Source organism: Modestobacter caceresii (assembly GCF_000761485.1).
Lineage (GTDB): Bacteria > Actinomycetota > Actinomycetes > Mycobacteriales > Geodermatophilaceae > Modestobacter > Modestobacter caceresii.
The window spans coordinates 1-24,800 of record NZ_JPMX01000062.1; the positions used below are offsets into that span (position 1 = coordinate 1).

General features: G+C 73.9%; 21 protein-coding genes. 9 read left to right on the forward strand and 12 right to left on the reverse strand.

What is annotated here, in order from left to right:
- The coding region (locus IN07_RS13780) for a helicase-related protein (RefSeq protein ID WP_036336498.1) at nucleotides 1-1,384 on the reverse strand (1,384 nt) is incomplete at its 3' end.
- 107 nt (nucleotides 1,385-1,491) lie between these two features.
- Between IN07_RS13780 and IN07_RS13785 the strand changes: the two genes are divergently transcribed.
- The 6 genes from IN07_RS13785 to IN07_RS13810 all read left to right on the forward strand — a co-directional run bounded on the left by IN07_RS13785 (nucleotide 1,492) and on the right by IN07_RS13810 (nucleotide 10,249).
- Nucleotides 1,492-3,576 carry an elongation factor G-like protein EF-G2 gene (locus IN07_RS13785; protein ID WP_036336499.1) on the forward strand — a complete coding sequence of 695 codons (2,085 nt, stop codon included), beginning with the start codon at nucleotides 1,492-1,494 and terminating at the stop codon, nucleotides 3,574-3,576.
- Nucleotides 3,577-3,620: 44 nt separating this feature from the next.
- Complete coding sequence (locus tag IN07_RS13790; RefSeq protein WP_197058483.1) at nucleotides 3,621-5,303, forward strand: SLC13 family permease; 1,683 nt, start codon at nucleotides 3,621-3,623, stop codon at nucleotides 5,301-5,303.
- Between the two features lie 120 nt (nucleotides 5,304-5,423).
- A complete protein-coding gene (locus IN07_RS13795; protein ID WP_036336500.1) occupies nucleotides 5,424-6,629 on the forward strand; it encodes a cation:proton antiporter domain-containing protein in 1,206 nt (401 codons plus the stop codon).
- 47 nt (nucleotides 6,630-6,676) lie between these two features.
- A complete protein-coding gene (locus IN07_RS13800) occupies nucleotides 6,677-7,726 on the forward strand; it encodes a TIGR03885 family FMN-dependent LLM class oxidoreductase (RefSeq protein ID WP_036336501.1) in 1,050 nt (349 codons plus the stop codon).
- A gap of 11 nt (nucleotides 7,727-7,737) precedes the next feature.
- A complete protein-coding gene (locus IN07_RS13805; protein WP_036336502.1) occupies nucleotides 7,738-9,417 on the forward strand; it encodes an alpha-amylase family protein in 1,680 nt (559 codons plus the stop codon).
- Between the two features lie 196 nt (nucleotides 9,418-9,613).
- A complete protein-coding gene (locus tag IN07_RS13810; RefSeq protein ID WP_156119189.1) occupies nucleotides 9,614-10,249 on the forward strand; it encodes a hypothetical protein in 636 nt (211 codons plus the stop codon).
- A gap of 12 nt (nucleotides 10,250-10,261) precedes the next feature.
- Here the strand turns inward: IN07_RS13810 and IN07_RS13815 are convergent, their stop codons facing one another.
- From IN07_RS13815 to IN07_RS26725, 7 genes are all read right to left on the reverse strand, one after another.
- Complete coding sequence (locus IN07_RS13815) at nucleotides 10,262-10,648, reverse strand: DoxX family protein (protein ID WP_036336503.1); 387 nt, start codon at nucleotides 10,646-10,648, stop codon at nucleotides 10,262-10,264.
- A 24-nt stretch (nucleotides 10,649-10,672) separates the two neighbouring features.
- Nucleotides 10,673-11,155: an SRPBCC family protein gene (locus tag IN07_RS13820; protein ID WP_036336504.1), complete on the reverse strand. Its 483-nt coding sequence runs from the start codon at nucleotides 11,153-11,155 to the stop codon at nucleotides 10,673-10,675.
- Nucleotides 11,152-11,511, reverse strand: coding sequence for an ArsR/SmtB family transcription factor (locus IN07_RS13825; protein ID WP_036336505.1), 360 nt, complete (start codon nucleotides 11,509-11,511; stop codon nucleotides 11,152-11,154). Before IN07_RS13825 ends, IN07_RS13820 begins: the two co-directional genes overlap by 4 nt.
- 112 nt (nucleotides 11,512-11,623) lie before the next feature.
- Nucleotides 11,624-12,370 carry an ANTAR domain-containing protein gene (locus IN07_RS13830; protein WP_036336506.1) on the reverse strand — a complete coding sequence of 249 codons (747 nt, stop codon included), beginning with the start codon at nucleotides 12,368-12,370 and terminating at the stop codon, nucleotides 11,624-11,626.
- A gap of 78 nt (nucleotides 12,371-12,448) precedes the next feature.
- Entirely contained in the window at nucleotides 12,449-13,216 is a 768-nt protein-coding gene (locus IN07_RS13835) for a sulfite exporter TauE/SafE family protein (RefSeq protein ID WP_036336507.1), read from the reverse strand.
- On the reverse strand, nucleotides 13,213-14,001 hold the full coding sequence (locus tag IN07_RS13840; protein ID WP_036336508.1) for a sulfite exporter TauE/SafE family protein: 789 nt from the start codon (nucleotides 13,999-14,001) through the stop codon (nucleotides 13,213-13,215). Before IN07_RS13840 ends, IN07_RS13835 begins: the two co-directional genes overlap by 4 nt.
- 55 nt (nucleotides 14,002-14,056) lie before the next feature.
- On the reverse strand, nucleotides 14,057-15,589 hold the full coding sequence (locus tag IN07_RS26725) for a GGDEF domain-containing protein (protein ID WP_081975405.1): 1,533 nt from the start codon (nucleotides 15,587-15,589) through the stop codon (nucleotides 14,057-14,059).
- Between the two features lie 175 nt (nucleotides 15,590-15,764).
- On the opposite strand from IN07_RS26725, the gene IN07_RS13850 reads away from it, so the two are divergent.
- Nucleotides 15,765-16,307 (forward strand): SRPBCC family protein, encoded by a 543-nt coding sequence (locus tag IN07_RS13850; RefSeq protein WP_036336569.1) that lies wholly within the window; start codon nucleotides 15,765-15,767, stop codon nucleotides 16,305-16,307.
- A gap of 122 nt (nucleotides 16,308-16,429) precedes the next feature.
- Here IN07_RS13850 and IN07_RS13855 read toward each other — a convergent pair whose 3' ends face one another.
- The 3 genes from IN07_RS13855 to IN07_RS13865 form a co-directional block, all read right to left on the reverse strand.
- A complete protein-coding gene (locus tag IN07_RS13855) occupies nucleotides 16,430-17,305 on the reverse strand; it encodes a pentapeptide repeat-containing protein (RefSeq protein ID WP_156119191.1) in 876 nt (291 codons plus the stop codon).
- A gap of 453 nt (nucleotides 17,306-17,758) precedes the next feature.
- Complete coding sequence (locus IN07_RS13860) at nucleotides 17,759-19,294, reverse strand: HNH endonuclease signature motif containing protein (protein ID WP_036336509.1); 1,536 nt, start codon at nucleotides 19,292-19,294, stop codon at nucleotides 17,759-17,761.
- A gap of 118 nt (nucleotides 19,295-19,412) precedes the next feature.
- A complete protein-coding gene (locus IN07_RS13865; protein WP_231558361.1) occupies nucleotides 19,413-22,034 on the reverse strand; it encodes a DEAD/DEAH box helicase in 2,622 nt (873 codons plus the stop codon).
- 454 nt (nucleotides 22,035-22,488) lie between these two features.
- Here IN07_RS13865 and IN07_RS13870 point away from each other — a divergent pair, with 454 nt between their 5' ends.
- Together IN07_RS13870 and yidD are read left to right on the forward strand one after the other, a co-directional pair.
- Complete coding sequence (locus IN07_RS13870; protein ID WP_036336510.1) at nucleotides 22,489-23,346, forward strand: SDR family oxidoreductase; 858 nt, start codon at nucleotides 22,489-22,491, stop codon at nucleotides 23,344-23,346.
- Between the two features lie 4 nt (nucleotides 23,347-23,350).
- Nucleotides 23,351-23,869, forward strand: coding sequence for a membrane protein insertion efficiency factor YidD (gene yidD, locus IN07_RS26380; RefSeq protein ID WP_231558366.1), 519 nt, complete (start codon nucleotides 23,351-23,353; stop codon nucleotides 23,867-23,869).
- A 22-nt stretch (nucleotides 23,870-23,891) separates the two neighbouring features.
- Here yidD and mmuM read toward each other — a convergent pair whose 3' ends face one another.
- Nucleotides 23,892-24,794, reverse strand: coding sequence for a homocysteine S-methyltransferase (gene mmuM, locus IN07_RS13880; protein WP_036336511.1), 903 nt, complete (start codon nucleotides 24,792-24,794; stop codon nucleotides 23,892-23,894).
- Nucleotides 24,795-24,800: the final 6 nt, after the last annotated feature.

Here is a 24,800-nt window from a genome sequence, read left to right on the forward strand (position 1 = left end):
GCGCGACGTCGGCCGACAGCAGCGCCACGACCTCCGCCGCGCGCCGCCGGCCCACCTGCGCGGCGCCGTCGAGCAGCGCCCGGGCCAGCCGTGGGTGCGCCCCGACCGCGGTGAGCGCCCGGCCGCGCGGGGTGACCCGGCCGTCGTCGTCCACCGCGCCCAGCTGGCGCAGCGTCGACCGGGCGACGGTGAACGCGGCCTCCGGCGGTGCGTCCGGCAGCGCCAGGCCGGCGCCGTCCGGGGCGCCCCAGACCGCCAGCTCCAACGCCAGCCCGGTCAGGTCGGCCAGGGCGATCTCCGGTTCGCCCGAGGCGGGCAGCCGGTCGTGCTCGGCGGCCGACCACAGCCGGTACACCCGCCCGGGCGCCTCCCGCCCGGCCCGGCCGGCCCGCTGCACCGCCGAGGCGCGGGAGACCCGGACGGTGACCAGCGCGCCCATCCCGCGGGCCACGTCGAACCGCGGCACCCGCGCCAGGCCGGCGTCGACGACGGTGCGCACCCCGGGCACGGTCAGGCTGGTCTCCGCGACGTCGGTCGACAGCACCACCCGGCGCCGGGGGCCCGGGGTGAGCGCGGCGTCCTGCTGGTCGGCCGGCAACCGGCCGTGCAGCGGCCGGACGTCGGCGTCCACCCCGGCGAGCAGCCCGGCGACCCGGCCGATCTCGGCGGCGCCGGGGAGGAAGACCAGCACGTCGCCGGGGCCCTCGGTCAGCGCCCGGCGCACGGTGTCGGCGACGGCAGCCAGCAGCCGCGGGTCCACGGAGGAACCGTGCGGCGGGGCGACCGGGGGGCTCGGCGGGCACCAGACCGGCTCGACGTCGTGCAGCGAGCCGGTCGCCTCGAGCACCGGCGCTGGTCCGCCCATGAGCTCGGCCAGCCGGCCCGCCTGCGCGGTCGCCGACATCGCCAGCAGCTCCAGCTCCGGGCGCAGCGCGGCCCGGACGTCGAGGGTGAAGGCCAGCGCGAGGTCGGTGTCCAGCTGCCGTTCGTGGCACTCGTCGAGCACCACGGCCGACACCCCCGGCAGCTCCGGGTCGGCCTGCAGCCGGCGGACGAGCAGGCCGGTGGTGACCACCTCGACGCGGGTGGCGTCGCTGCGCCGGCTGTCCCCGCGCACGCTGTAGCCCACCGAGCGGCCCACCGGCTCGCCCAGCAGCGACGCCATCCGGCGCGCGGCGGCCCGGGCGGCCACCCGCCGGGGCTCGGCCACCAGCACCCGGCCGGGCAGCCGGCCGGCCAGCGCCAGCGGCACCAGCGTGGTCTTGCCCGTGCCCGGCGGGGCGACCAGCACCGCAGCGCCGGCGGCGGTCAGCGCCGCGTCGAGGGCGGGCAGCACCGAGCGGACCGGCAGGTCGGTCCCGGGCGTCCCCGACGGCGGCAGCACGACGGCCAGTCTCGCCTGGCCGGTCAGGCCCGACGCGCCGAGCCCTTGTGAGTGCCGCCCGCCCGGGCCAGGGTGGGCACCTGGGACGACGACGTCCGGAGGTCTGCGTGGCGACGCACAGCGGCAGCAGCAACCGAACCGGCGCGGGTGCACCGGCACCCCGCCCACCCGAGCAGGTGCGCAACGTGGCGCTGGTCGGCCGCGCCGGAGCCGGGAAGACCACCCTGGCCGAGGCGCTGCTGGCGGCTGCCGGCGCGTTGCCCCGCGTCGGCCGGGTGGAGGAGGGCACCACCTGCCTGGACACCGAGGAGGTGGAGGTCCGGCTCCAGCACTCGGTCTCGCTGGCCGCGGCCACGGTCGAGCACGCCGGCCACCGGGTCACCCTGCTGGACACCCCGGGTGCCCCGGACTTCGTGGGTGAGCTGCGGGCCGCGCTGCGGGCCGCGGACGCCGCGCTGGTCGTCGTCTCCGCCGTGGCCGGGGTGGACGCCGGCACCGTGCAGCTGTGGGACGAGTGCGCCGCCGTCGCGCTGCCGCGGGCGGTCGTGGTCACCCAGGTCGACCGGCCGCGGGCCGACGTCCCGGCGGTCGTGCGCAGCTGCCGGGAGCTGCTCGGCGCCGGGGTGCACCCGTTGCACGTGCTGGGCGACGACGGCGCGCTCACCTCCCTGCTGGAACCACTGCCCGGGAACCCGGAGCGCGACCGGCTGCGCGCCGAGCTGATCGAGGGGGTGATCGCCGAGAGCGAGGACGAGACGCTGATGGACCGCTACCTCGCCGGTGAACCGATCGGAGTCGCCGACCTGGTCGCCGACCTGGAGACGGCGGTCGCCCGCGGCGACTTCCACCCGGTGCTGTGCACCGCGGCGCCCACCGGGCTCGGGGTGGCCGAGCTGCTGGACCTGCTGGTGAGCGCCTTCCCCTCGCCGCTGGAGCGCCCGTGCCCAGCGGTCGCCCGGCTGGACGGCCGGCCGGCCGGGCACGTGGGCTGCGACCCGGCCGGGCCGCTCGTGGCCGAGGTGGTGAAGACGACGACCGACCCCTACCTCGGCCGGATCTCGCTCGTGCGGGTCTTCTCCGGCACCCTGCGCCCCGACGTCCCGGTGCACGTGGGCAGCCACGGCTCCGGTTGGGGCGAGCAGCACCCCGACCACGACGCCGACGAGCGGGTCGGCGCCCTCGCCAGCGTGCTGGGCAGCGTGCTGCGGCCGGTCGCCGAGTGCCCGGCCGGCGACCTCTGCGCGGTGGCCCGGCTGAGCAGCGCGGAGACCGGGGACACCCTCTCCGACCCGGAGCACCCGCTGGTGGTGCGGCCCTGGCCGCTGCCGGACCCGCAGCTGCCGGTGGCCGTCGAGGCGGCCTCGCGCAGCGACGAGGACCGGCTCGCCGGTGCGCTCACCCGGCTGGCCGTCGAGGACCCGGCCGTACGCGTGGAGCGGCGGCCGGACACCGGGCAGCTGCTGCTGTGGTGCGTGGGCGACGCGCACGCGGAGGTGCTGTTGGACCGGCTGCGCGGCCGGTACGGGGTCGCCGTGCAGACCCCGCCGGTGCAGGTGCCGATGGTCGAGACGCTCGCCGGTCCGGCCACCGTGACCGGGCGGCACGTCAAGCAGTCCGGCGGGCACGGGCAGTACGCCGTCGTCGTCCTGGAGGGGCGGCCGGGTGCGGCCGGGTCCGGGGTGACCTTCAGCCAGCGGGTGGTCGGCGGGGCGGTGCCCACCCAGTTCCAAGCCAGTGTGGAGAAGGGGGTCCGCGCCCAGGCCGCCCGCGGGATCAGCGGGAACCGCCCACTGGTCGACGTGGAGGTCGTCCTCGTCGACGGCAAGGCGCACTCCGTCGACTCCTCCGACGCAGCGTTCGCCGCCGCCGGCGCGCTGGCGCTGCGGGAGCTCGCCGCCGCCGCCGGCACCCAGGTGCTGGAGCCCTGGTGCGCCGTGGAGGTGACGGTCCCCGCCGAGCACGTCGGCCCGGTGCTGGGCGACCTCGCCGGGCGGCGGGCCCGGGTCACCGGTAGCGTCGCCGAGCCCACGCGGGAGGAGACGACGGTGCACGCCGAGGTGCCGGAGCGGGAGCTGATCGAGTACCCGCGTGCGCTGCGGTCGGTGTCGCACGGCACCGGCCGGTTCACCCGCCGCCGGCTGGGCCACGAACCGGCCCCGGCCGCCGTCGTCGCCGACCTGCAACCGGCCTGACCCGGGCCGGGGGCACCGGCCGAGCGACGAGGAGAGGACCCACCGTGGCACGACGGGCAGACCAGCAGGCACCCGCGGCGGAAGTGACCGACCGCAGCCGGCCCGCCACCGGCCGGGGCGGGGAGCAGGTGAACGTCACCGACACGTCGGTCCCACCCGGGCGCCAGTGGGCGGGCCGGATCGGCGGACCGGTCGCCGCGCTGGTCGTCTACTTCCTGCTCCGGCAGGACGACGCGCTGAGCACGGCCGGCCGGACGACGGCGGCGATCGGCGTGCTGCTCGCCATCTGGTGGATGACCGAGGCGCTCCCGCTGCCGGCGACGGCGCTGGTGCCGATCGTCGCCTTCCCGCTGCTGGGCGTGCTGTCGGTGGAGGAGGCGACCGCGCCCTACGCGAACCCCAACATCTTCCTGTTCATGGGCGGCTTCATGATCGCCCTGGCCATGCAGAAGTGGGAGCTGCACCGGCGGATCGCGCTGCTCACCGTCCGGGCGGTCGGCACCAAGCCGCCCCGGCTGATCGCCGGCTTCATGCTCGCCACCGCCTTCCTGAGCATGTGGGTGAGCAACACCGCGACCACCGTGCTGATGCTGCCCATCGGGCTCAGCGTGCTGATGCTCGTGCTGGACCGGGTGGCCGCCGGCAGCGCCGACGCGGAGGCCGTGGAGGCGGCCACCGGCACCGACGGCGGGACCGGCACCGACACCCCTGGCGACGGCGGTCCGGCGGTCACCGAGCTGATCCAGGACTCCGACACCCGCAACTTCGCCGTCGCCCTGATGCTGGGCATCGCCTACGCGGCCAGCATCGGCTCGCTGGCCACGCTGATCGGCACCCCGCCCAACCTCATCCTCGCCGGCTTCGTGGAGCAGAACTACGACATCGAGCTGGGCTTCGGCGAGTGGATGCTGATGGGGCTGCCGCTCGCCGCGGTCTTCCTGGTGCTCGCCTGGCTGGTGCTCACGAAGCTGACGTTCCGCTCCGGCCTGCGGGAGATCCCGGGTGGCCGGCAGGTGATCCAGTCCGAGATCGAGAAGCTCGGCTCCATGTCCCGGGGCGAGTGGACCGTGCTGGTGGTCTTCGTGACCACCGCCCTGCTGTGGGTGTTCCGCCAACCGCTGACCGGCTGGGGCGCGCTGACCGACGTGCTGCCGTTCGTGGCGAACCTCGACGACGCCACCATCGCCATCGCCGCGGCCGTCGCACTGTTCCTCATCCCGGTCAAGGCCCGGGAGGGCGTCTCCGCACTGGACTGGCAGCAGGCGCAGAAGCTGCCCTGGGGCGTGCTGCTGCTCTTCGGTGGCGGCCTGAGCCTGGCCGCCGCGGTGCAGGCGAGCGGGCTCGACGAGTACGTGGGCAACCAGGTGGGCGCGGTGGGGACGCTGCCGGCCATCCTCCTGGTGGTCGTGACCGCCGGGATCGTCCTGCTGCTCACCGAGGTCACCAGCAACACGGCGACGGCGGCGGCCTTCCTGCCGGTCCTCGGTGGGGTCGCCCTCGGGCTCGACCTCTTCCCGCTGGTGCTGCTGGTGCCCGCCGCGCTGGCCGCCACCTGCGCGTTCATGCTCCCGGTGGCCACCCCGCCCAACGCGATCGTGTTCGGCTCGGGCTACGTCACCATCGGGCAGATGATCCGCGCGGGCGTCGTCCTCAACGTGATCGGCATCGTGCTGATCACCGCCGCGGTCTACTTCCTCGGCGGGGTCGCCCTGGGCATCACCTTCTGAGCTCCCGCCGGACCAGCGGCCGGGACGGTGTTTCCCGACCGTCGGTTGCGGGGCACGGGGCCCCGGGGCACGTGACCGGCGCGTCGTCCCACGCCGTCCGAGCCGGGCGAGGAGGGCACCGTGGACGACCTGCACCTGGGGTACGCGCTGGTCGGCAGCCTGGCGGTGGCCCTGGCCGCGCTGTCCAGCAAGATGCGAGACCTGCCGTTCAGCGAGCCCCTGCTGGCGCTCGTGCTCGGGGTGGTCGTGGGCCCGCAGGTCCTCGGGCTGGTGGAGGTGGCCGACCCGCTCCGCACGCCCCTGGTGCACGAGATGGCCCGGGTGCTGCTCGCGATCTCGCTGATCGGGGTGGCGCTGCGCTTCCCGGTGCGCCGGCTGCGCGCGGTGGTCACCCCGACGACGGTGCTGGTGATGGCCGGGATGGCCGGGATGGCCGCGCTCTCGGCCGGCCTGGCCTGGCTGGTGCTCGGCATCCCGGTCGCCCTCGCCGTGCTCATCGGCGCCTGCATCACGCCCACCGACCCGGTGCTCGCCTCCAGCGTGGTCACCGGGAAGCCGGCCGAGGAGCACCTGCCGGCCCGCACCCGGCAGTTGCTGTCGGAGGAGTCGGGCGCCAACGACGGCCTGGCCCTGCCGTTGGTGCTGCTGGGCATCGCGCTGGTGCTCGCCGACTCCCTCGGGCACGCCGCCCTCGACGGCCTCTACCAGGTCGTCGTCGGCATCGTCATCGGGATCGTGGCCGGCCTGGTCGCCGGCCGCGCCATGAGCTTCGCGATGAGCCGCTCCGACGTCGACGAGGGCCCGTCGCTGGTGTTCACGCTGGTGCTGGCGGTCGCGGTGCTCGGCATCGCCCGGATCGCGAACTCCGACGGCGTCCTGGCCGTCTTCGTCGCCGGGCTGGCCTACAACTTCGCCGTCGCCCAGGACGAGGTCGGCCCGCAGAACACCATCGACGAGGGCGTGAACCGGTACCTGGTGCTCCCGCTGTTCCTGCTGCTCGGCATCCTGCTGCCCTGGTCGGAGTGGGCCGACCTCGGCTGGGCGGCGGTGCTCTTCCCGGTGGCCGTGCTGCTCCTGCGGCGCCTGCCGGTGCTGCTGGTGCTGGCCCGCCCGCTGGGGCTGCGGCTGCGGGACGCCGTCTTCCTCGGGTGGTTCGGGCCGATCGGGGTGAGCGCGCTGTTCTACCTGACCCTCAGCGAGGAGGACGGCGTCACCGATCCCCGGCTGTGGGCGGCCGGGACCCTGGTGGTCGCGGCCAGCACGGTCGCGCACGGGATCAGCTCCGCACCCGGCCGCCGGCTGTACCGCCGGGCCGCGGGCAGCTGACCGGCGCTCGCCGTGCGGTTGATCACCAGTGACGGTAGGCATGCGCCATGACGGTGATCGGCTTCCACAACTCCCACGAGCAGGTGCACCCCACCGACCTGCTGCGCGCGGTGCAGCACGCCGAGCAGGTCGGCTTCACCGCCGCCATGTGCTCCGACCACCTCGAGCCCTGGAACGAGCGGCAGGGCCAGTCCGGGTTCGCCTGGTCCTGGCTGGGCGCGGCGCTGGCCACCACCGGGCTGCCCTTCGGGGCGGTGAACGCCCCCGGCCAGCGGTACCACCCGGTGATCGTCGCCCAGGCGATCGCCACCCTCGGCGCGATGTTCCCCGGCCGGTTCTGGGTGGCCCTCGGTTCCGGCGAGGCGATGAACGAGCACGTCACCGGGCACGTCTGGCCGCGCAAGGAGCTGCGTGACGCCCGGCTGCGCGAGTGCGTCGACATCATCCGGGCCCTGCTGGCCGGCGAGGAGGTCAGCCACGACGGGCTGGTCACCGTCGACCGGGCCCGGATCTGGACGCTGCCCGAGCAGCAGCCGGCGCTCATCGCCCCGGCCGTCTCGGCGCGGACCGCCACCCGGCACGCCGAGTGGGCCGACGGGCTGGTCACCATCAACCAGCCGCACGACGTCCTCCGGGAGGTGATCGCCGCCTACCGGGACGCCGGTGGCCAGGGCACGCTGACCATCCAGGTGCACGTCTCCTACGACCCCGACGCCGAGCGCGCGGTGGCGATCGCGCACGACCAGTGGCGCAGCAACGTCTTCCCGCCGCCGCTGTGCTGGGACCTGGACACCACCCGCGCCTTCGACCAGGCCAGCCAGCACGTGCGACCCGAGGACATGGGCACGTCGGTGCGCATCTCCAGCGACCTCGGCCAGCACGCGGCCTGGCTCGCCGAGTACGTCGACCTCGGCTTCGACCAGGTCTACCTGCACCACGTGGGCCAGGAGCAGCTGCCGTTCCTGGACGCCTTCGGCGAGCACGTGCTGCCCCAGCTGGACGTCACCGCACCCGCCCCGGCCGTGGCGATCGACCCGCCCGGCCCTCCCCAGCCCCGCCGTCCGGCGCAGGCGCCCGAGCCCGCCGTCCTGGACTGAGGAGCAGACCGATGCGGATCACCGACACGTCCGACCTGTGGTGGAAGAACGCCGTCGTCTACTGCCTGGACGTCGAGACGTTCATGGACTGGAACGGCGACGGGGTGGGTGACCTGGAGGGCCTGGCCCAGCGGCTGGACCACCTGGCCGACCTCGGCGTCACCTGCCTGTGGCTGATGCCCTTCTACCCGACCGCCGGGCGGGACGACGGCTACGACATCACCGACTACTACGGGGTCGACCCGCGGCTGGGCACGCACGGCGACCTGGTGGAGATGATCCGGACGGCGAAGGACCGCGGCATGCGGGTCATCGCCGACCTGGTCGTCAACCACACCTCCGACCAGCACCCGTGGTTCCAGTCGGCCAAGGCCAGCAAGGACTCCCCGTACCGGGACTTCTACGTCTGGCGGGGCGACGAGCCGCCGGACACCAGCGACCAGGTGGTCTTCCCCGATGCCGAGGGCGGCATCTGGACGCACAGCCCGGAGACGGGGGAGTGGTACCTGCACCGCTTCTACTCCGAGCAGCCCGACCTCGACGTCACCAACCCCCGGGTGCGGGACGAGATCGCCAAGATCATGGGCTTCTGGCTGGAGCTGGGCCTGTCCGGCTTCCGGGTCGACGCCGTCCCGTTCCTGCTGGAGACGGACGGCGTGGACCCGGACGACGCCGCGCACTTCCCCGACCCGCACGAGTACCTGCGCGCGCTGCGTGCGTTCCTGGGCCGCCGCACCGGCTCGGGCGTCCTGCTCGGGGAGGTGAACCTGCCGTTCGAGCAGCAGGCGGAGTTCTTCGGCGGGCAGGACGGCGACGAGCTGACCATGCAGTTCGACTTCAACACCATGCAGCAGATGTACCTGTCGCTGGCCCGCGGTGACGCCGGGCCGCTGGCCGCCTCGCTGGCCGCCCGGCCGGCGATCTCCCCGGACAGCCAGTGGGGCACGTTCGTGCGCAACCACGACGAGCTCACCCTGGACAAGCTCGGCGACGACGAGCGGGCCGAGGTGTTCGCCGCCTTCGGGCCGGAGGAGTCGATGCAGGTCTACGACCGTGGCCTGATCCGCCGGCTGCCGCCGATGCTGGCCGGCGACCCGCGGCGGGTGCGGATGGTCTACAGCCTGCTGTTCTCCCTGCCCGGCACCCCGGTGCTCTTCTACGGCGAGGAGATCGGGATGGGGGAGGACCTCTCGGCCGGCAGCCGGCTGTCGGTGCGCACCCCGATGCAGTGGACCAGCGGCGCCAACGGCGGCTTCTCCGACGCACCGGCGAAGGAGCTGACCCGGCCGGTCGTCGACGGTGGTTTCGCCCCTGAGTTCGTCAACGTCGCCGACCAGCGCCGCGACCCGGACTCGCTGCTGTCGTTCATGAAGCTGCTCATCCGCCGCTACCGGGAGTCCCCGGAGCTGGGCTGGGGCGGCTTCCAGCTGCTGGAGCAGCCGCACGCCGCCGTCCTGGCGCACCTGTGCACCTGGGACGACGGGGCGCTGCTCGCGGTGCACAACCTCGGCCCGGACCCCCTGACGGTGCCGCTCACGGTGCCCGGCTGCGGGACCGGTCACCGGCTGGAGGACCTGCTCACCGCAGGCGGCGAGCAGCTCGCGGAGGACGGCTCCGTCGAGCTGGCGCTGGAGGGGTACGGGTACCGCTGGCTGCGGGTCGTCGCCGAGGACAGCCGGCGGCTGCTGTAGCCGACGCTCCGCCGGCACAGCTGACGCTGTGCCGGCGGAGCTGACGCTGTGCCGACGGAGTTGACGCTGTGGCCGCGGGGGACCACGGTGGGTCACTCCCCGCCGGTGTCCCGCGCGTCCCGCGCGCCACACCCGGGCACCTGCACTGGTTCGCCGCAGGGCCCACCTAGCGTCCGCACCCGAGGTGATCACACAGATGAGCGACGAGCAGGACGTGCTGGCGGCCGGACCGGTCGAGCAGGACGGACGACGGACGGACACCGGGTCGACGGCGGCGGCGGTGGTGCCCGGCCAACGGACGCAGGGTGAACCGGGGCCGGCCGTGCCGGAGACCGCGGACGAGGTGCCGCAGGGCGCACCGGTCGAGGCGGCTGCCGCTGCCGGGCCCGAGCAGGGGGAGGAACCGGCCACCGAACCACCGGCTCCTCCCCACCCGACCGCCCCGGTCGGCTTCAGACCTCGGCCGCGACTGCCCCGGCGCGGGGGACCGATGGTGCGGATGGGCCCCTGGGCCCCGGTGGCCGGCGCCGGGATCGGCCTGCTGCTGGGCCTGATCGTGGTGCTGTTCCTGGCGCCGGCGGTGGACACCTTCGACCAGCGGCTGTCCCTGGTGTTCGTCGTCCTCGGGCTGACGCTGCTGGGCGCCGGCGGCACCCTCCTGGCCGACGAGGTGCGGCTGCTCCGCCGCGGCGCCCAGGCCGCCGAGGTGCGGGCCTCGAACGCGGGGGTGATCGCCGGTCTGCTCAACGGCCTCACCCCGGCCCGGCTGCTGATCACCGCCAGCGCGTTCGTGCTGCTGCTGAGCGCCTACGTCACCAACGGCGGGGTCTGATCCCCGGCCCGGTCAGCGCTGTCCCCGCTGACCGGGCCACACCCAGGCCAGGCCCGCTGCGGCCAGCCCCAGCACCACCGTGAGCAGGGGGCTGGTGTGCAGCACCGCCACGTTGGTCACGGTCGCGCCCACCATCAGCAGGGCGAGGCAGACCGCCGCCGTCCGCGCCAGGCGGGGCACCAGGAGGCCGACCGCGCCGGCCAGCTCCAGCGACCCGACCAGGGAGCGCAGGCCCTGGCCTGCGCCGATGTCGTCGAACAGCTCGACCATCGTGGCGTCGCCGCCGAGCTTGGCCAGGCCCGCCGCCGCGAAGACCGCGACGAGCCCGATCCGCACGGTCCAGTGGGCCACCGTCCCGATGGTCGACCCGGGTCGCCGCCGGGTCCCGGTCGTCGTCATCGCCGGCTCCTCCTCGGCCCGGGATCAGCCGGCGAGCAGGGCGTCGAGGCGCTGGTAGCCCTGCCGCACCCCGCTCTCCATGCCGCTGGCCAGGAAACCGTCCCGGCCCTCGAAGGAGTCGACGAGCGAGGTGGCGGTGAGCCGGGTGCGCCCACCGGGGAGCTCCTCGAGCACGAGCTTCTCCAGCGCGACGCCGTCCGGGAAGCCCTCGTAGGTGAAGGTCTGCACGATCAGCTCGGGGGAGCGGACCTCGTGGAAGCAGCCGTGGAAGCCGTGCTCCTCGCCGCCCTGGACGTGCACGTAGCGGTAGGAGCCACCGGTGCGGCAGTCGTAGTGGTCGATCCGCGACTCGATGCCGTTCGGGCCCTGCCACTGCACGACCAGGGCCGGGTCGGTGTGCGCGCGGAAGACCTTCTCCCGGGGCGCGTCGAACTCGCGGGTGATCCGGACGAGCGGGACGTCCGGGTCGGCGACGATCTGGGTCTCTCGGGTGTTGGTGCTGGTCATGACGGGCCTTCCTGTCCAGTGGTGGGGGAGACGTCGTCCGGCATGGCAGCCAGGACGTCGTCGAGCCGGCGGTAGCGCTGCTCGGCTGCACGCCGGTAGCGCTCGATCCACTTCGTCATCAGGTCGAAGACCTGCGCCTCCAGGTGCACCGGGCGGCGCTGGGCCTCCCGGCTGCGGCTGACGAGGCCGGCGTCCTCGAGCACCTTGAGGTGCTTGGACACCGCCTGCAGGCTCACGTCGTAGGGGGCGGCGAGTTCGTTGACCGTGGCGTCGCCGAGGGCGAGCCGGGCCACCATGTCGCGCCGGGTGGGGTCGGCGAGGGCCGAGAACACCCGGGACAGGGGATCTGCCGCCACGACACCTCCTCTTGTTGTCAACCGATCGGTTGATGACGAGGGTGGACCTCCGTCGGAAACTTGTCAACCAGCTGGTTGAACAAATGCCCGGCACGCCGTCTGGCGGCGCCGGTCAGGAGCTGGTGTCCGCGGTCCGCAGCTCGGCCAGCGACAACCGGCCGGTCACGAGGTCGTCGGCGAGGTCGTCGACGACCCGACCGGCGGTGAAGGCGTGCGCCCGGAGCACGGCCAGGGCGTCGGCGGTGTCCAGGCCCAGGGCGACGTTCACCATGCCGGTCGCCTGCCAGACCCGCGCGCGGCTCGAGGCGTCCGGCCCGTCCCACCAGCCGCGTTGCGCCCCCGTCACCGGGGCGCCGGTCACGGTGGCTGCCATCGCCCGGGTCAGCGCCTCGGTCACCTGCACGACGTCGTCCCGGTCGGTGGCCGGCAGCGTGGCCGGCTCACGCACCCAGAGGTCGAGGACGACCAGGGGCCCCAGCGGCGGTGGCAGTGGCACCGACAGGACGCCGCGGAACGGCGTCTCGCCGACCAGCGAGGCGTGCAGCTCCGGCCAGTTGCGGGCGATGTCCGCCGCATCGAAGGCGATGACGCGGCCGTCGTCGTGCGCGCGCAGGCACGGGCCGGCCCCGTGGGTGAACTGCAGGCGCTCGGCCAGGGAGGCGGCCGGGTCGCTCGCGCCGATCGGCATGCGCCGGCCGTGCACGTCGTGGACGCTCAGCCCCGCGCCGTCGATCGGGAGGGCGGCGACGCACGCCTGGGTGAGCCGGACGGCGAGCATCTCCGGACCGCGCAGTTCGGGCGGGGGCAGCTGACCCAGTGCGGCGGCGAACCGCTGGGCCGCAGGGCTGGTGCCGGTCATGACGACTCCTGTCCGAGGGGTGCGGGCGGCGCACGGCCAGCCTGCTGCCCGCAGCCACGGCGCACCACCGGAGGGTGGTCAGTCGAAGGCGTCGAGCCCGAGGTGGACGGCGAGGGCCAGCCCGGCGACGGCGATCAGCCGGCGGAGCAGCGTCTGCGGCACCCGGCGGACCACCCGCGGGCCGAGCCGGCCGCCGAGCAGGAAGCCGATCGCCAGGGGGAGGGCGGCCAGCCAGGCGACGTCGGCGAAGAAGGCGTAGCCCACCGCGGCGACCCCGTTGGCCAGCCCCAGGACGACGTTCTTCAGTGCGTTGCTGCGCGGCACGCCCTCACCGGTGACCAGCAGGTACATCGCCAGCAGCACGACGCCGGCGGCGGCTCCGAAGTAGCCGGCGTAGACGGAGGCCCCGAAGGTGCCCAGCACCAGGCCCCAGTGGACGCGGTGCCGCTGCCCGGCTGCCGTACCCCCGGCGGCCAGCTCACGGGGCGGGCGCTGGACGAGGATGGCGACCGAGGCCCCGGCGATCAGGAAGGGCACCAGCCGCTCGAAGGCCGCTGCCGGGGTGAGCAGCAGCAGGACCGCACCGGTGACGCCACCGAGCAGTCCGGCGGCCCCCAGCCGGACCAGCCGGTCCCGTTGGCCGGTCAGCTCCGGTCGGGAGGCGCTCACCGCGCCGACGCCGCTGAGCACCAGCGCCACGGTGTTGGTCACGTTGGCCGCCACCGGCGACAGGCCGGTGGCCAGCAGCGCGGGGTAGCTGATCAGGGACGCCAGCCCGGCGATGCTGCCGATCAGCCCGGCGCCCAGGCCGGCCAGCGTCAGGAGCCCGAACTCCAGGAGGCTCATCGGCGGAGCAGCACCCAGATCGCGATCAGCCCGAGCACCACGATCGCGGTCCGCAGCAGCGCTGCGGGCAGCCGCCGTCCGAACGTCGACCCGACGTACCCGCCGACCAGTGCGCCGGCGGCGACCAGGGCGGCCGCGCGCCAGTCGATCCGCTCCGCCGCCACGACCACGTAGGCCAGCGCCGCGACCGCGTTGACGGCGAGGGTCAGCACGTTCTTGATCGCGTTGAGCCGGTGCAGCGGCTCGCGGAGCAGCAACCCGAAGATGCCGATCTGCAGCACCCCCTGGCTGGCGGCGAAGTAGCCGCCGTAGGTGCCGGTCGCGTAGGCGCCGGCGAACAGCCCGGCCAGCCGGCCGGGGCCGATCCCCTGCTCCTCCTCGACGGTGCCCGCGCGGGCCCGGCGCGCGGCCAGCCGGCGTTGCAGCAGCGGCTGGACGGCGACCAGCACGACGGCCAGCCCCACCAGCGCCGGGACGATCGCCTCGAACGCCGAGGCGGGCAGGTGCAGGAGCAGGAAGGCACCGGTGAGGGCCCCGAGCACCGACGCCGGAAGCAGCTGCAGCAGCAGCCGGCGCTGACCCTGCAGCTCCCTGCGGTAGCCGATCGCCCCGGTCAGGTTGCCGGGGACCAGGCCCAGGGAGTTGGTGATGGTCGCGGTCACCGGCGGCAGTCCGACGGCCAGCAGCACCGGGAAGGTGACCAGCGTGCCGGAGCCGACGACGGCGTTGATGCCGCCTGCGGCCAGCCCGGCAGCGGCCACCGCGACCATCTCCCACGCCGTCATGCCCACATCGACGCGAGGGTGTCACAGCGGCCTCGTGTGAGCCCGCGCACGGCCGTCAGGCCGGGGTGAGCGCTCCGGCGCTGACCGGCGGCGGGGAGCCGGCGACCCGCACCCGGTTCTTGCCCGCCGCCTTGGCGGCGTACATCGCCAGGTCGGCCTGCTGCAGCGTGCTGGTCCAGGAGGCGCCGGGCAGCACGCACGCGGCACCCACGCTGGCGCCCACCCGCGCCGTGCCGGCGCCCAGCTGGACCGGCGCGGACGCGACCTCGACCAGTCGCCGGCCCAGGGTCTCGGCCTCCCCTGCGTCGGCGGCGTGCACCAGGACGGCGAACTCGTCGCCGCCCAGCCGGGCGCACAGGTCAGGCGCACGGACGACACCGGCCAGCCGTGCGCCCACCGCGCGGAGCAGCTCGTCGCCCGCCGCGTGCCCCAGCCGGTCGTTGACCAGCTTGAAGTCGTCAAGGTCGACGAAGAGCACCCACGGGTCGCCGTCGGCGTCGGAGGTCGCTGCCGCCAGCGCGGCGGAGAAGGTGCTGCGGTTCGCCAGGCCGGTGAGGGCGTCGGTGCGCGCCTGCACCTCCAGCTTGCGGTAGGCGCTGGTCGCGCGCACCGCGAGGGCGGCCTGGTTGACCAGCGACTGGATCAGGGCCACGCCCTCGGGGTGCAGCACGCTGCCGCCCAGCAGGAGGTAGCTGCCCGGCTCGTCCGGCATCGGGATGGCCGCCCAGCATCGCGCCCCGCCGGACGACGCGATGAGCTGCTGGGGAGCCGTGATGCGCCGGGGCTCGCGGGCGGTGGCGGCAGCGGCCAGTCCGGCGGCGGCCGGGGTGCGGTCGAGGGTGTCGGGCAGCTGCCGGACCAGGCCGACGGACCGCTGCACGACCAGGTGTGTCCCGTCGTCATCGACGACGACCATGGACAGCCCGGGGGTGATCCGGCAGATGTGCTCCGCGGCCTCCCAGCCACGCTGCCTGATCTGCGCGACGTCGGTGACGCCGAGCAGTTGGGTGGTCAGCCGGGCGAGCGTGGCGTCCCAGGCCTGCGCCTGCCGGTGCTCCTGCAGCACCGCGGCCAGGTGCCGAGCGACCACGGCGAGCAGGGGCGCGATCGGGAGTGCGCCGAGCAGCGGGGCGGCCGGGGCAGCGCCGGCGTGCCCGGGGACGACCTCCCACAGCAGGAGCGCGGCGACCAGGCCGGCGCACTGGGCGGCCGTGTAGGCCCAGGTCTCCCACGTGCGGCCGTAGACGGCGCGGAACCACAGCGCGGAGAAGGTCACGCCGAGGGCCACCGCGGGCACCGGCGAGGCGAGGGCGAACACGCATACGGCCACCGCGTCGAGGAGGTCCAGGGCGATCGACCCGCGGCGGGCCGTGTAGCGGTGCAGCCAGGAGGCGAGCAGCGCGGCCACGGACACCGCGACCGCTGTCAGCTGCCAGGTGCCCGCGCCCGCCACGGCACCGAGCGAGGTGAGCACCAGGGAGACGACGGCGCAGGCCCCGAACAGCCAGCGGGTGCGCTCGACCAGGTCGGCGGGGCGACGGAAGACCGACCGGCGCATCGCCGGCCGCGTCGCCGGGAGTGGGGGCATGTCGGTCCTCGTCCTCGGGCCCGGCTCCGCTCGCCGGTGCGTCCACCCAGGTCTTCGGCGTCGGGGGGCGGGATCTGGATCACCCGTCCGGGTCCCCACGCCGACTGCCCGTGGCCGGCTGCCGGGTCGCGCGCCGGTGTGGACAGCCCACGCGCAGGTGAGCAGAGTGCCGGTCGTGGCTCGCCGACCGCCGTCCTACCGGTTCCACACCGTCTGGCGGGTGCCCGGCACGATCGCCGAGGTGCGGGCGGTGCTCAGCGACAGCGCTTCCCTGCCCCGGTGGTGGCCGGCGGTCTACCTCGACGTCGTGCCGGTCGCTGACGGCGGGCCGGACGGGGTCGGGCGCACGGTCGAGCTCTTCACCACGGGGTGGCTGCCTTACACGCTGCGCTGGACGCTGCGGATCACCGAGACGATGACCGACTCCGGGTTCGCCCTCGCCGCGGTGGGTGACCTGGTGGGCAGCGGCCGCTGGACCTTCGCGCAGGAGGGGCCGGAGGTGGTGATCACCTACGACTGGCAGGTGCGCGCCGCCAAGCCGCTGCTGGCCCGGCTCAGCTGGCTGCTGCGGCCGGCGTTCGAGGCCAACCACCGGTGGGCGATGGCTCGCGGCGAGGAGAGCCTGGCGCTGGAGCTCCGCCGCCGGCGCGACCCGACCGCCACCGTCCCACCGCCGCCCGGCCCGACCTTCCGGCGCCTCAACTCATCTCGCTCTTGAAGGACGTCTGACGGCTGATGCCTGGTGACCGGCACCACGACCTGCGATGTTGGCCCTGAGGCGCCCACGCAGGGACGACGACGTGCCCCCGAACTGCGTCATTGGGTCGGCGCCCGCGGTGATCATGGACCTGACCCGATGGCGGCGTTGGGGGGTGTGAACGGTCCCCATTCCACGGTGGCGGCACCCCAGATGGCGTTGTCGAAGGTCACGATGCCATCCGGGTCCCGTACCTCTCGAAAGCTCACGACACCACTGTCGAATCGTGCGCCATCGAATGAGACTCTCTTCCCACCAAGCAGTGCGCCATGGAAACGGACATCCCCGCCAGCGAATCTCACGTCAGAGAACCAGATTCGTGCATCCTCCTGAATCTCCGCTTTGTCGAAGGTGAAGACTCCCTGCACGAAGATGGCGTCATGAAAAGTCATGTGGCCGCTCGAGAGGCGGATTCTAGCCAAGTCGCCACCGTCGAAGACGGCGCTGGCCAGATTGAACTTGTGTCCATCCCATGAGGTCGCGGCCATGTCCTCGCGCAGGTGGTCCCGGATCACTCGAAGCGTTGTTCTCCGGACGGTGCGCTCGGCCTTGGTCTCGCCAGTCTCGTTGGGGCCAGGCGCATAGGGCAGTCGTAGATAGGCGCACAGCGCATCGATGCACTGCTGTCTTCTTTCATAGTCTTCGACGTCGTCAGCCAACCGCGCCAGGGCATAGAGCCCGGCCATGCGCGTTGGAGCTCGTTCATGCCCGAGCAACTCGGCGCCTTTGGCGTACCGCTCGTTGAATAGCTTGTTGTCCTCTCGGTATTCAGCAGCCTCTCCGTGGCGTTGCTTGCGGTAGGCGATGGTGAGAGCGAAGACCGCGCCAGTGCCCCCCACCACTGCCAAGACGAGTTTCAGGGCATCGATGAGTCCTCCGGTGTCCAGCGGGCCCCCGGTCAGTTCGGGCCGTCCAAGTACTGACCAGAAGAGCCAGGCGACGCCGACGGTCAGCAACATCCCAACGAGCAACAGCCAGGTTATGTGCGCCCACAGCCTCCGCGGCCACAGCTGTTTCGGTCGCGGGCGAGGGTCGTTGATCGAAGCGCGCGACTTCCCCATGGCAGCAAGTCCAGCGGGTCGTCTGGCGCCGTGGCAAGTCCACTGGCTGTACCGAGACCCTCCGCGCCTCCCACCGCCGCAGTGAGGTGCTTCCGGGCTCGTCAATCGATCCTCGTTGCGCGCAGCTTCGCAACGAGGTGATCCCGCAGCGGCTGGCGGCTTGCCCTCCATGTCGGGCTGGCCGGCGATGACGGGCATGAGTCCCGAGGACAGGCGCGATGGCCTGCTGTCGGTCGTCGAGGCCTCGAGACGCTCTCGATCCTCCGTGTATCTCCTGGGCCGCTGCCCTGGTGCGCGGTGCGCACACGTGCCCTCACGCCGCCTCCGGGGCGCGCGAAGGTTGCCCGGTGGCTAGAAGGGGGGCGGGTCGTCGGGCTGGGGCGGTGGCTCAGGCTCCGGCGGCGGCGTGGATGGTCGTTGGCCGGGTGGTCGGGTGGTCCTGGTGACGCCCGACGGGGTGGTGACGTGCAGGGTGCCGTCGTCGGCGATGCGGAACCGCCAGCCGGTGGCAAAGGTCTTGAGGCGGTGGTGGGAGCGGCACAGGCAGCAGAGGTTGGTGCAGTCGGTGGCCCCGCCGCAGGCGTGGGCGGTGACGTGGTCCAGATCGGTCCAGCCGACTCGTTGGCCACAGTTGGGGAACCGGCAGCGCCGGTCACGGGTGATCAGGAAGGACCGCTGCCGGTCGGTGGGCGTGTAGGCGTCGGTTGGTGGCGGCGGGCCGAGCACCGCGCAGCCGCACTGCTGGCCGGTTGTCGCATCCTTGCCGTCGCTGCCGGTGCCTCCGCTGCCGGTGTCACCGCGGCGGGTGCCCTTGCCGGTGTTGGGGTGGTGCGGGCAGCCGCGGCGGGCGAGGCGGGCCAGTTCGGCGGGGGTGGTGGTGGCCAGCAGCTGCCCGTCGGGGCCGGTGAGGGCGTAGGTCAGCGACCCACCCTCGGGGGTGGTGAGCCCGAGGGCGCCGACCCGGACGAGCAGGTCACGGAGGTGGGCGGCGGTGATGGGCAGCCCGTTCACCTCACCCGGGGTGCTACTGACGCCGGCCAACGCGTGCAGGTCGGCGGTGATCGTGACGTTCGCGGCCACGGCGGGGAGCCCGGGGTCGGCGGGGCGGCGGATCAGCGTGGACAGCACGTGCGCGCGCAGCGCCCCGATCCGGCGGTCGTCGCCATCGGCCTTGAGCATCCGGGCCAACTGGTCGACCAGGTCGTGGCACTCGGCGGCTTCGTCGGTGGGCAGGTCCGCGGCCAGCGTGGAGCGGCCGTCGGTGGGGGAGGAGTGCACCCGCACGTCGGCGTCCCTGGCGGCCTGCTCGCGGCGCTCGTCGGCTGCGGCGGCGTCGAGGCGGAGCAGCTCCTCGGTGGCGCGGGCGCGTAGCCGCGCCACCGAGAGCTCGCTCGCCTCGCGGAGCAGCGCGGCCTCGACCTGGCCGGCGACCTCGGCGTTCGTGTACTGCAGGACCTCGGCGAGCTGGGTGGCGCGGCGCTCGTCGAGCTGGCCGGCGCGGAGTGCAGCGAAGGTGGCGGGCAGCTTGGTCAGCCAGGTGGAGGCCCGGGCCTGGCGGTAGGCGGCGGTGCCCCGGCCGAGGTTGAGCACGGCGGACAGCTCGGCGGTGAAGAACTCGCTCACCCCGTCGTAGGCCTCGTCGACCGTCCACCCCGGTCGGCGACCACCCGGGGCACTGGCGGACGGGTCCTGCTCTGCCGGCCGGTGCTGCGCGAGCTGCAGGATCAGCTCGGCCTCGTACGCGGTGTCCGCCGCCCGCCGTGCCTGGACCCGTTGCAGCTCGACAGCCACCTCGTCATCGGACAGCCAGCCCACTGGCAGCCGCGGAGCAGCGACCCGGTGCTCCCACGCCAGGTCGACCACCAGGCGGTCCGCGTGTTTCAGCATGGATCGAACATACGTTCGAGGTCTGACAGTTCCGGGCAGTCGGCGCATTGCCGGCCCACCCGGACCCGGGTGGTCGGGGAGGTGGGCCAGGCCCCGTTCCGAGGAGGACGAGGTCGCCTCAGTCGCGGCGGCCGGCGTCGACCAGCCGCATCACCAGCACGCCCTCCTCGTCGGAGGCGTCCAGGTCGATCTCGGCGTCGAAGCCCCAGTCGTGGTCACCGGCCGGGTCGTCGAGGATCTGCCGCACCTGCCACAGCCGCGGCTCGGACTTGTCCACGATCAGCAGGGCCGGGCCGCGGGCGTCGCCGCCGGTGTTGAGGTCGGCGTGCTCGGCGAAGTAGGCCTGGACGACCTCGCCCCACCGCTCGGCGTCCCAGCCGGCGGCGGAGTCGAGCTCGCCGAGGTCGTACCAGCGCCGCCGGGCGATGAGCTCGACCCGGCGGAACAGCGCGTTGCGGATCATCGCGGTGAAGGCCCGCTCGTTGCCGGTCAGTGGGCGCGGCCGGGCCGGGACGGCGACCGGGGCGTCCAGCGGCTGGTCGGCGCTGGTCAGCTGCTCCCACTCGTCCAGCAGCGAGGAGTCGACCTGGCGCACCAGCTCACCCAGCCACTCGACGATGTCGGTGACCTCCTCGGTGCGGGCGTCGGCGGGCACCCCCGAGCGCAGCGCCTTGAAGGCATCGGACAAGTAGCGCAGCACCGCCCCCTCGGAGCGGGTCAGCCCGTAGTGGTTCACCAGCTCCCGGAACGTCATCGCCTGCTCCCACATGTCCCGGACGACGGACTTGGGGGAGAGCTGCGCGTCGCGCGCCCACGGGTTGCCGGCGGAGTAGATCTCGAAGGCGTGGTCGAGCAGCTCCTTGAGCGGCTGCGGGTAGGTGATCTCCTCCAGCAGCTCCATCCGCTCCTCGTACTCGATGCCCTCGGCCTTCATCTGCGCCACGGCCTCGCCCTTGGCCTTGTTCAGCTGCGCGGAGATGATCTGGCGCGGGTCGTCCAGCGTCGCCTCGATGACCGAGACGACGTCCAAGGCGTAGGTGTCGTTGCCCTCGGCGTCCGGGCCGGGGGTGAGCAGGTCGATCGCGGCGAGAGCGAACGTCGACAGCGGCTGGTTGAGCTGGAAGTCCGGCGGCAGGTCCAGGGTCAGCCGGTAGCGGCGACCGTCGGGCTCAGGCACCTCGAGTCGCTCGATGACCCCGGCGGTGACCAGCGACCGGGCGATGCCGATCACCTCGCGGACGTGCCGCAGCTGGCGGGAGCGGGGCTCGTGGTTGTCGGTGAGCAGGTGCCGCATCGCCGCCACCGGGTCGCCCGGCCGGGCCAGCACGTTGAGCACCATGCCGGTCGACACCCGGAAGTGGCTGCTCAGCGGCTCGGGGTCGGCGTTGATCAGCCGCTGCTGGGTCGACTCGCTCCACGGCACCATGCCGTCGGGCACCTTGCGGCGAACCAGCTTGCGGCGCTTCTTCGGGTCGTCGGCGACCTTGGCGAACTGCTTGAGGTTCTCCACCTCGTGCTCGGGCGCCTGGACGACGACGGTGCCGGCGGTGTCGTAGCCCGCGCGCCCGGCCCGCCCGGCGATCTGGTGGAACTCCCGGGCGTTGAGCAAGCGGGTGCGGGTGCCGTCGTACTTGCTCAGTGCGGAGAACACCACGGTGCGGATCGGCACGTTGATGCCCACGCCCAGGGTGTCGGTGCCGCAGATGACCTTGAGCAGCCCGGCCTGGGCCAGCTGCTCCACCAGGCGCCGGTACTTGGGCAGCATCCCGGCGTGGTGGACGCCGATGCCGTGCCGCACCAGCCGGGACAGCGTCGTCCCGAACGCGGAGGAGAACCGGAAGCCGCCGATCAGGTCGGCGATCGCCTGCTTCTGCTCCTTGGTGGAGACGTTCACGCTCATCAGCGCCTGGGCGCGCTCCAGCGCCGAGGCCTGGGTGAAGTGGACGACGTAGACCGGCGCCTGCCGGGTGTCCAGCAGCTCCTGGATCGTCTCGTGCATCGGCGTCGTCGCGTAGTAGTGGTGCAGCGGGACCGGGCGCTCGGCGTGGGCGACCAGCGCGGTGGGCCGGCCGGTCCGGCGGGTGAGGTCCTCCCGGAGCGTGGTGACGTCGCCGAGGGTGGCGCTCATCAGCAGGAACTGGGCCTTCGGCAGCTCGATCAGCGGCACCTGCCAGGCCCACCCGCGATCGGGGTCGCCGTAGAAGTGGAACTCGTCCATCACGACCAGGCCGATGTCGGCGTCCGGCCCCTCGCGCAGCGCGATGTTGGCCAGCACCTCGGCGGTGCAGGCGATGATCGGTGCGTCGGCGTTGACGCTCGCGTCGCCGGTGAGCATGCCGACGTTCTCCGCACCGAAGACGCCGCACAGGGCGAAGAACTTCTCGCTCACCAGCGCCTTGATCGGCGCGGTGTAGAAGCTGACCCGGTCGGTGGCCAGTGCGGCGTACTGCGCACCGGTGGCCACCAGCGACTTGCCCGACCCGGTGGGGGTGGCGAGGACGACGTTGGCGCCGCTGACCAGCTCGATCAGCGCCTCCTCCTGCGCCGGGTACAGCGTCGTGCCGGCGGCCTCGGCCCACTCGGCGAACCGGGCGAAGACCGCATCCGGGTCGTCGCCCAGGGCGAACAGCTCCGAGAGGTCGCCGGGGTCGGCGATCAGGGCCGGCGCGTCCGGCGAGGGCAGTGCGGCGGCAGGGGAGTCGGCTGGGGTCGAGTCGGTGCCGGCAGGAGAGAGCGTCATCGTGGTGGACAGCGTGCCCGACGCCCCGGACGTTCCCGCACGGACGCCGCCGTCCGACGGCCCGGTGCGGCCCAGGTCACAGTTCGGTCACGAAGACTCAAGCGCGGGACTGGAACCGGCCGATCCTGTTCACTGGGTGAACAACAGGTGAACGGAAGGTGGATCGGACATGCGTGAGAGTCGTTGCCCGGAGTGTCGTTGGGTGCCCGTCGTGGACGGTGCCGGTCGTCGTCACCTGGAGATGCGGTGGGACCGTCCCGGCAGTGCCGTCGTCGCGTTCCCCGGCTCGGGTCTGACCAGCCGGGCTGCCTGACGGTCGAAGAGGTCCGGTTCGTCGCTCCGCCGCAGGGGTAGGCGCGAGCACGACGCGGCACCGGGCCGGCGCGGAGGATGCGCCGGCTGCGTGAGCAGAGCGCTGGGGGTGCCGCCGCCCGGACCCGCAGGAGGTACCACCGTGTCGTCACCCCGCCCCGAGTCCCAGCCCGAGCAGCAGCAGACCCCGCCCGGCACGCTCGGCCAGATGGACCCCAAGCCCGACCACGGCGAGGAGAGCTACCGCGGCTCCGGGAAGCTGATCGGGAAGCGCGCCGTGATCACCGGCGGCGACAGCGGCATCGGCCGCGCCGTCGCGATCGCCTTCGCGCGCGAAGGCGCCGACGTCCTCATCGCCTACCTCGACGAGCACGAGGATGCCCGGGAGACCGCGAAGTACGTCGAGGACGCCGGCCGGAAGTGCGTGCTGGTGCCCGGCGACCTCGCCGACCGGGCCCACCAGGAGACGATCATCCCCAAGGCAGTCGAGGAGCTGGGCGGGATCGACATCCTGGTCAACAACGCGGCCTTCCAGATGAGCCACGAGTCCCTCGACGAGATCACCGACGACGAGTGGGACCACACCGTCGCGCTGAACCTGACCGCGATGTTCACCCTGATCCGCGACGCCGTGCCGCACATGCAGCCGGGCGCGTCGATCATCAACTCCTCGTCGGTGAACTCGGACAACCCGAGCCCCACCCTGGCGCCCTACGCGATGACCAAGGCCGGCATCGCCAACTTCACCGCCAGCATGGCCCAGCTGCTGGGGGAGAAGGGCATCCGCGCCAACAGCGTGGCGCCCGGCCCGGTGTGGACGCCGCTGATTCCGTCGACGATGCCGCCGGAGAAGGTCGCCGCCTTCGGGGGCGACACGCCCCTGGGCCGCGCCGCGCAGCCGGCCGAGCTGGCGCCGGTCTACGTGCTGCTGGCCAGCGACGAGTCCAGCTACGTCTCCGGGGCCCGGGTCGCCGTCACCGGCGGCCGGCCGATCCTCTGACCCGGTGGTCTTCGTCTGGGGCTGGGGCGGCGGGGGACCACGACGGCGGCGCCGCGGCCGGGGTCGCCCGCACCCGGGCTTCGGCCGGGGCTTCGGCCCGGGGTACGGCCGGGGCTACGGCCCACCGCGCGGGTACGGTGGCTACGGTCCCGGCCACGGGTACCGGCGCAACGGGTCGTGCCTGCAGAACCTGTTCTTCCTGAACACCGGGTGCTGCCTGGCCCAGGCCCTGGGCTGCGGGATGGACCTGCTGCTGGTGGCCCCGACGACGGTGCGCCGGCTGCGGGTCGAGAGCCCGGGCGGACGGCTGGCCGACCGGCTCATCGCAGCAGTGCGGGTGTACCAGCGGGAGGTCAGCCCGCGGCGCCGCCCGTGCTGCCACTTCACGCCGACCTGCTCGGCCTACGCGATCGAGGCGCTGGAACGGCACGGGGCGCTGCGCGGCAGCTGGCTGACCGTGCGCCGGCTGGTGCGTTGCCGGCCGGGTGGTGCCCTCGGGCAGGACGCCGTCCCGGTTCGCTGACGGCCCCGCTGCGGGGGACAGGTCACCGGACGGCGTCGGCGAGGGTGCGGACGTCGTCCGGTCGCACCCGGCAGCACCCACCCACCAGCCGGGCGCCGGCGGCCAGCCACCCCGACACGTCGCCGACGCCCGGCCGGCCGGTCCACCGGCGGGCGGTGGCGTCCCACGCCTCGCCGCTGTTCGGGTAGGCCACTCCCGGCTTCCCGCTGGCCCCGGCGGCGGTTACCGCGGCGGGCACCCCGGCCGGGTCGGTGCAGTTGACGCCGACGGCGATGACCGCGTCGACGTCCCGCGCCATCGCGCAGACCTCGTCCAGCCGCTCACCCCGCCGGGTGCGCGCCACCCCGTCCGGGCCGGTCGTCGAGGTCAGCGACAGCCAGGCGGGGACACCGAGCTCGGCCAGCTCGGCCAGCAACGCCTCCACCTCCGCGGCGGCAGGCAGCGTCTCGCAGGCCAGCACGTCGGCCCCGGCCTCGGCGAGCACGGCCAGCCGCGGCCGGTGGAACGCGCGCAGCTCGGCGACGGAGACGTGCTCGGCGTAGTCGCCGGTGTACTCCGAGCCGTCGGCCAGGAAGGCGCCGTAGGGCCCGATCGAGCCGGCCACCCAACCCTCTCGGTCGGCCAGGGCCAGGCCGTCGCGGGCCAGTTGCACCGAGCGGGCCATCAGCATGCGGGCCTGCGACCCGTCGATGCCCGCGGCGGTGAAGCCGGGGAAGGACGCCTGGTAGCTGGCGGTGGTGGCGACCTGGGCGCCGGCGCGCGCGAAGGCGGCGTGTGCGTCGGTGACGGCCGCCGGGTCGTCGCGCAGCAGCCGAGCCGACCACAGCGACGAGGTGACGTCGTGCCCGCGGGACTCGAGCTCGGTGGAGAGGCCGCCGTCGGCCACGACGGTCCCGGTGCGGAGTGCCTCGGCGAGGGTGGTCACCCCGCG

What these genes read in the sequence shown, in the direction of transcription:
- IN07_RS13800 (WP_036336501.1), top strand. Translation starts at nt 6,677, where the DNA reads ATGACGGTGATCGGCTTCCACAACTCCCACGAGCAGGTGCACCCCACC.
- IN07_RS13805 (WP_036336502.1), top strand. Translation starts at nt 7,738, where the DNA reads ATGCGGATCACCGACACGTCCGACCTGTGGTGGAAGAACGCCGTCGTC.
- IN07_RS13810 (WP_156119189.1), top strand. Translation starts at nt 9,614, where the DNA reads ATGAGCGACGAGCAGGACGTGCTGGCGGCCGGACCGGTCGAGCAGGAC.
- IN07_RS13815 (WP_036336503.1), bottom strand. Translation starts at nt 10,648, where the DNA reads ATGACGACGACCGGGACCCGGCGGCGACCCGGGTCGACCATCGGGACG.
- IN07_RS13820 (WP_036336504.1), bottom strand. Translation starts at nt 11,155, where the DNA reads ATGACCAGCACCAACACCCGAGAGACCCAGATCGTCGCCGACCCGGAC.
- IN07_RS13830 (WP_036336506.1), bottom strand. Translation starts at nt 12,370, where the DNA reads ATGACCGGCACCAGCCCTGCGGCCCAGCGGTTCGCCGCCGCACTGGGT.
- IN07_RS13835 (WP_036336507.1), bottom strand. Translation starts at nt 13,216, where the DNA reads ATGAGCCTCCTGGAGTTCGGGCTCCTGACGCTGGCCGGCCTGGGCGCC.
- IN07_RS13840 (WP_036336508.1), bottom strand. Translation starts at nt 14,001, where the DNA reads ATGACGGCGTGGGAGATGGTCGCGGTGGCCGCTGCCGGGCTGGCCGCA.
- IN07_RS26725 (WP_081975405.1), bottom strand. Translation starts at nt 15,589, where the DNA reads ATGCCCCCACTCCCGGCGACGCGGCCGGCGATGCGCCGGTCGGTCTTC.
- IN07_RS13855 (WP_156119191.1), bottom strand. Translation starts at nt 17,305, where the DNA reads ATGTTGCTGACCGTCGGCGTCGCCTGGCTCTTCTGGTCAGTACTTGGA.
- IN07_RS13860 (WP_036336509.1), bottom strand. Translation starts at nt 19,294, where the DNA reads ATGCTGAAACACGCGGACCGCCTGGTGGTCGACCTGGCGTGGGAGCAC.
- IN07_RS13865 (WP_231558361.1), bottom strand. Translation starts at nt 22,034, where the DNA reads ATGACGCTCTCTCCTGCCGGCACCGACTCGACCCCAGCCGACTCCCCT.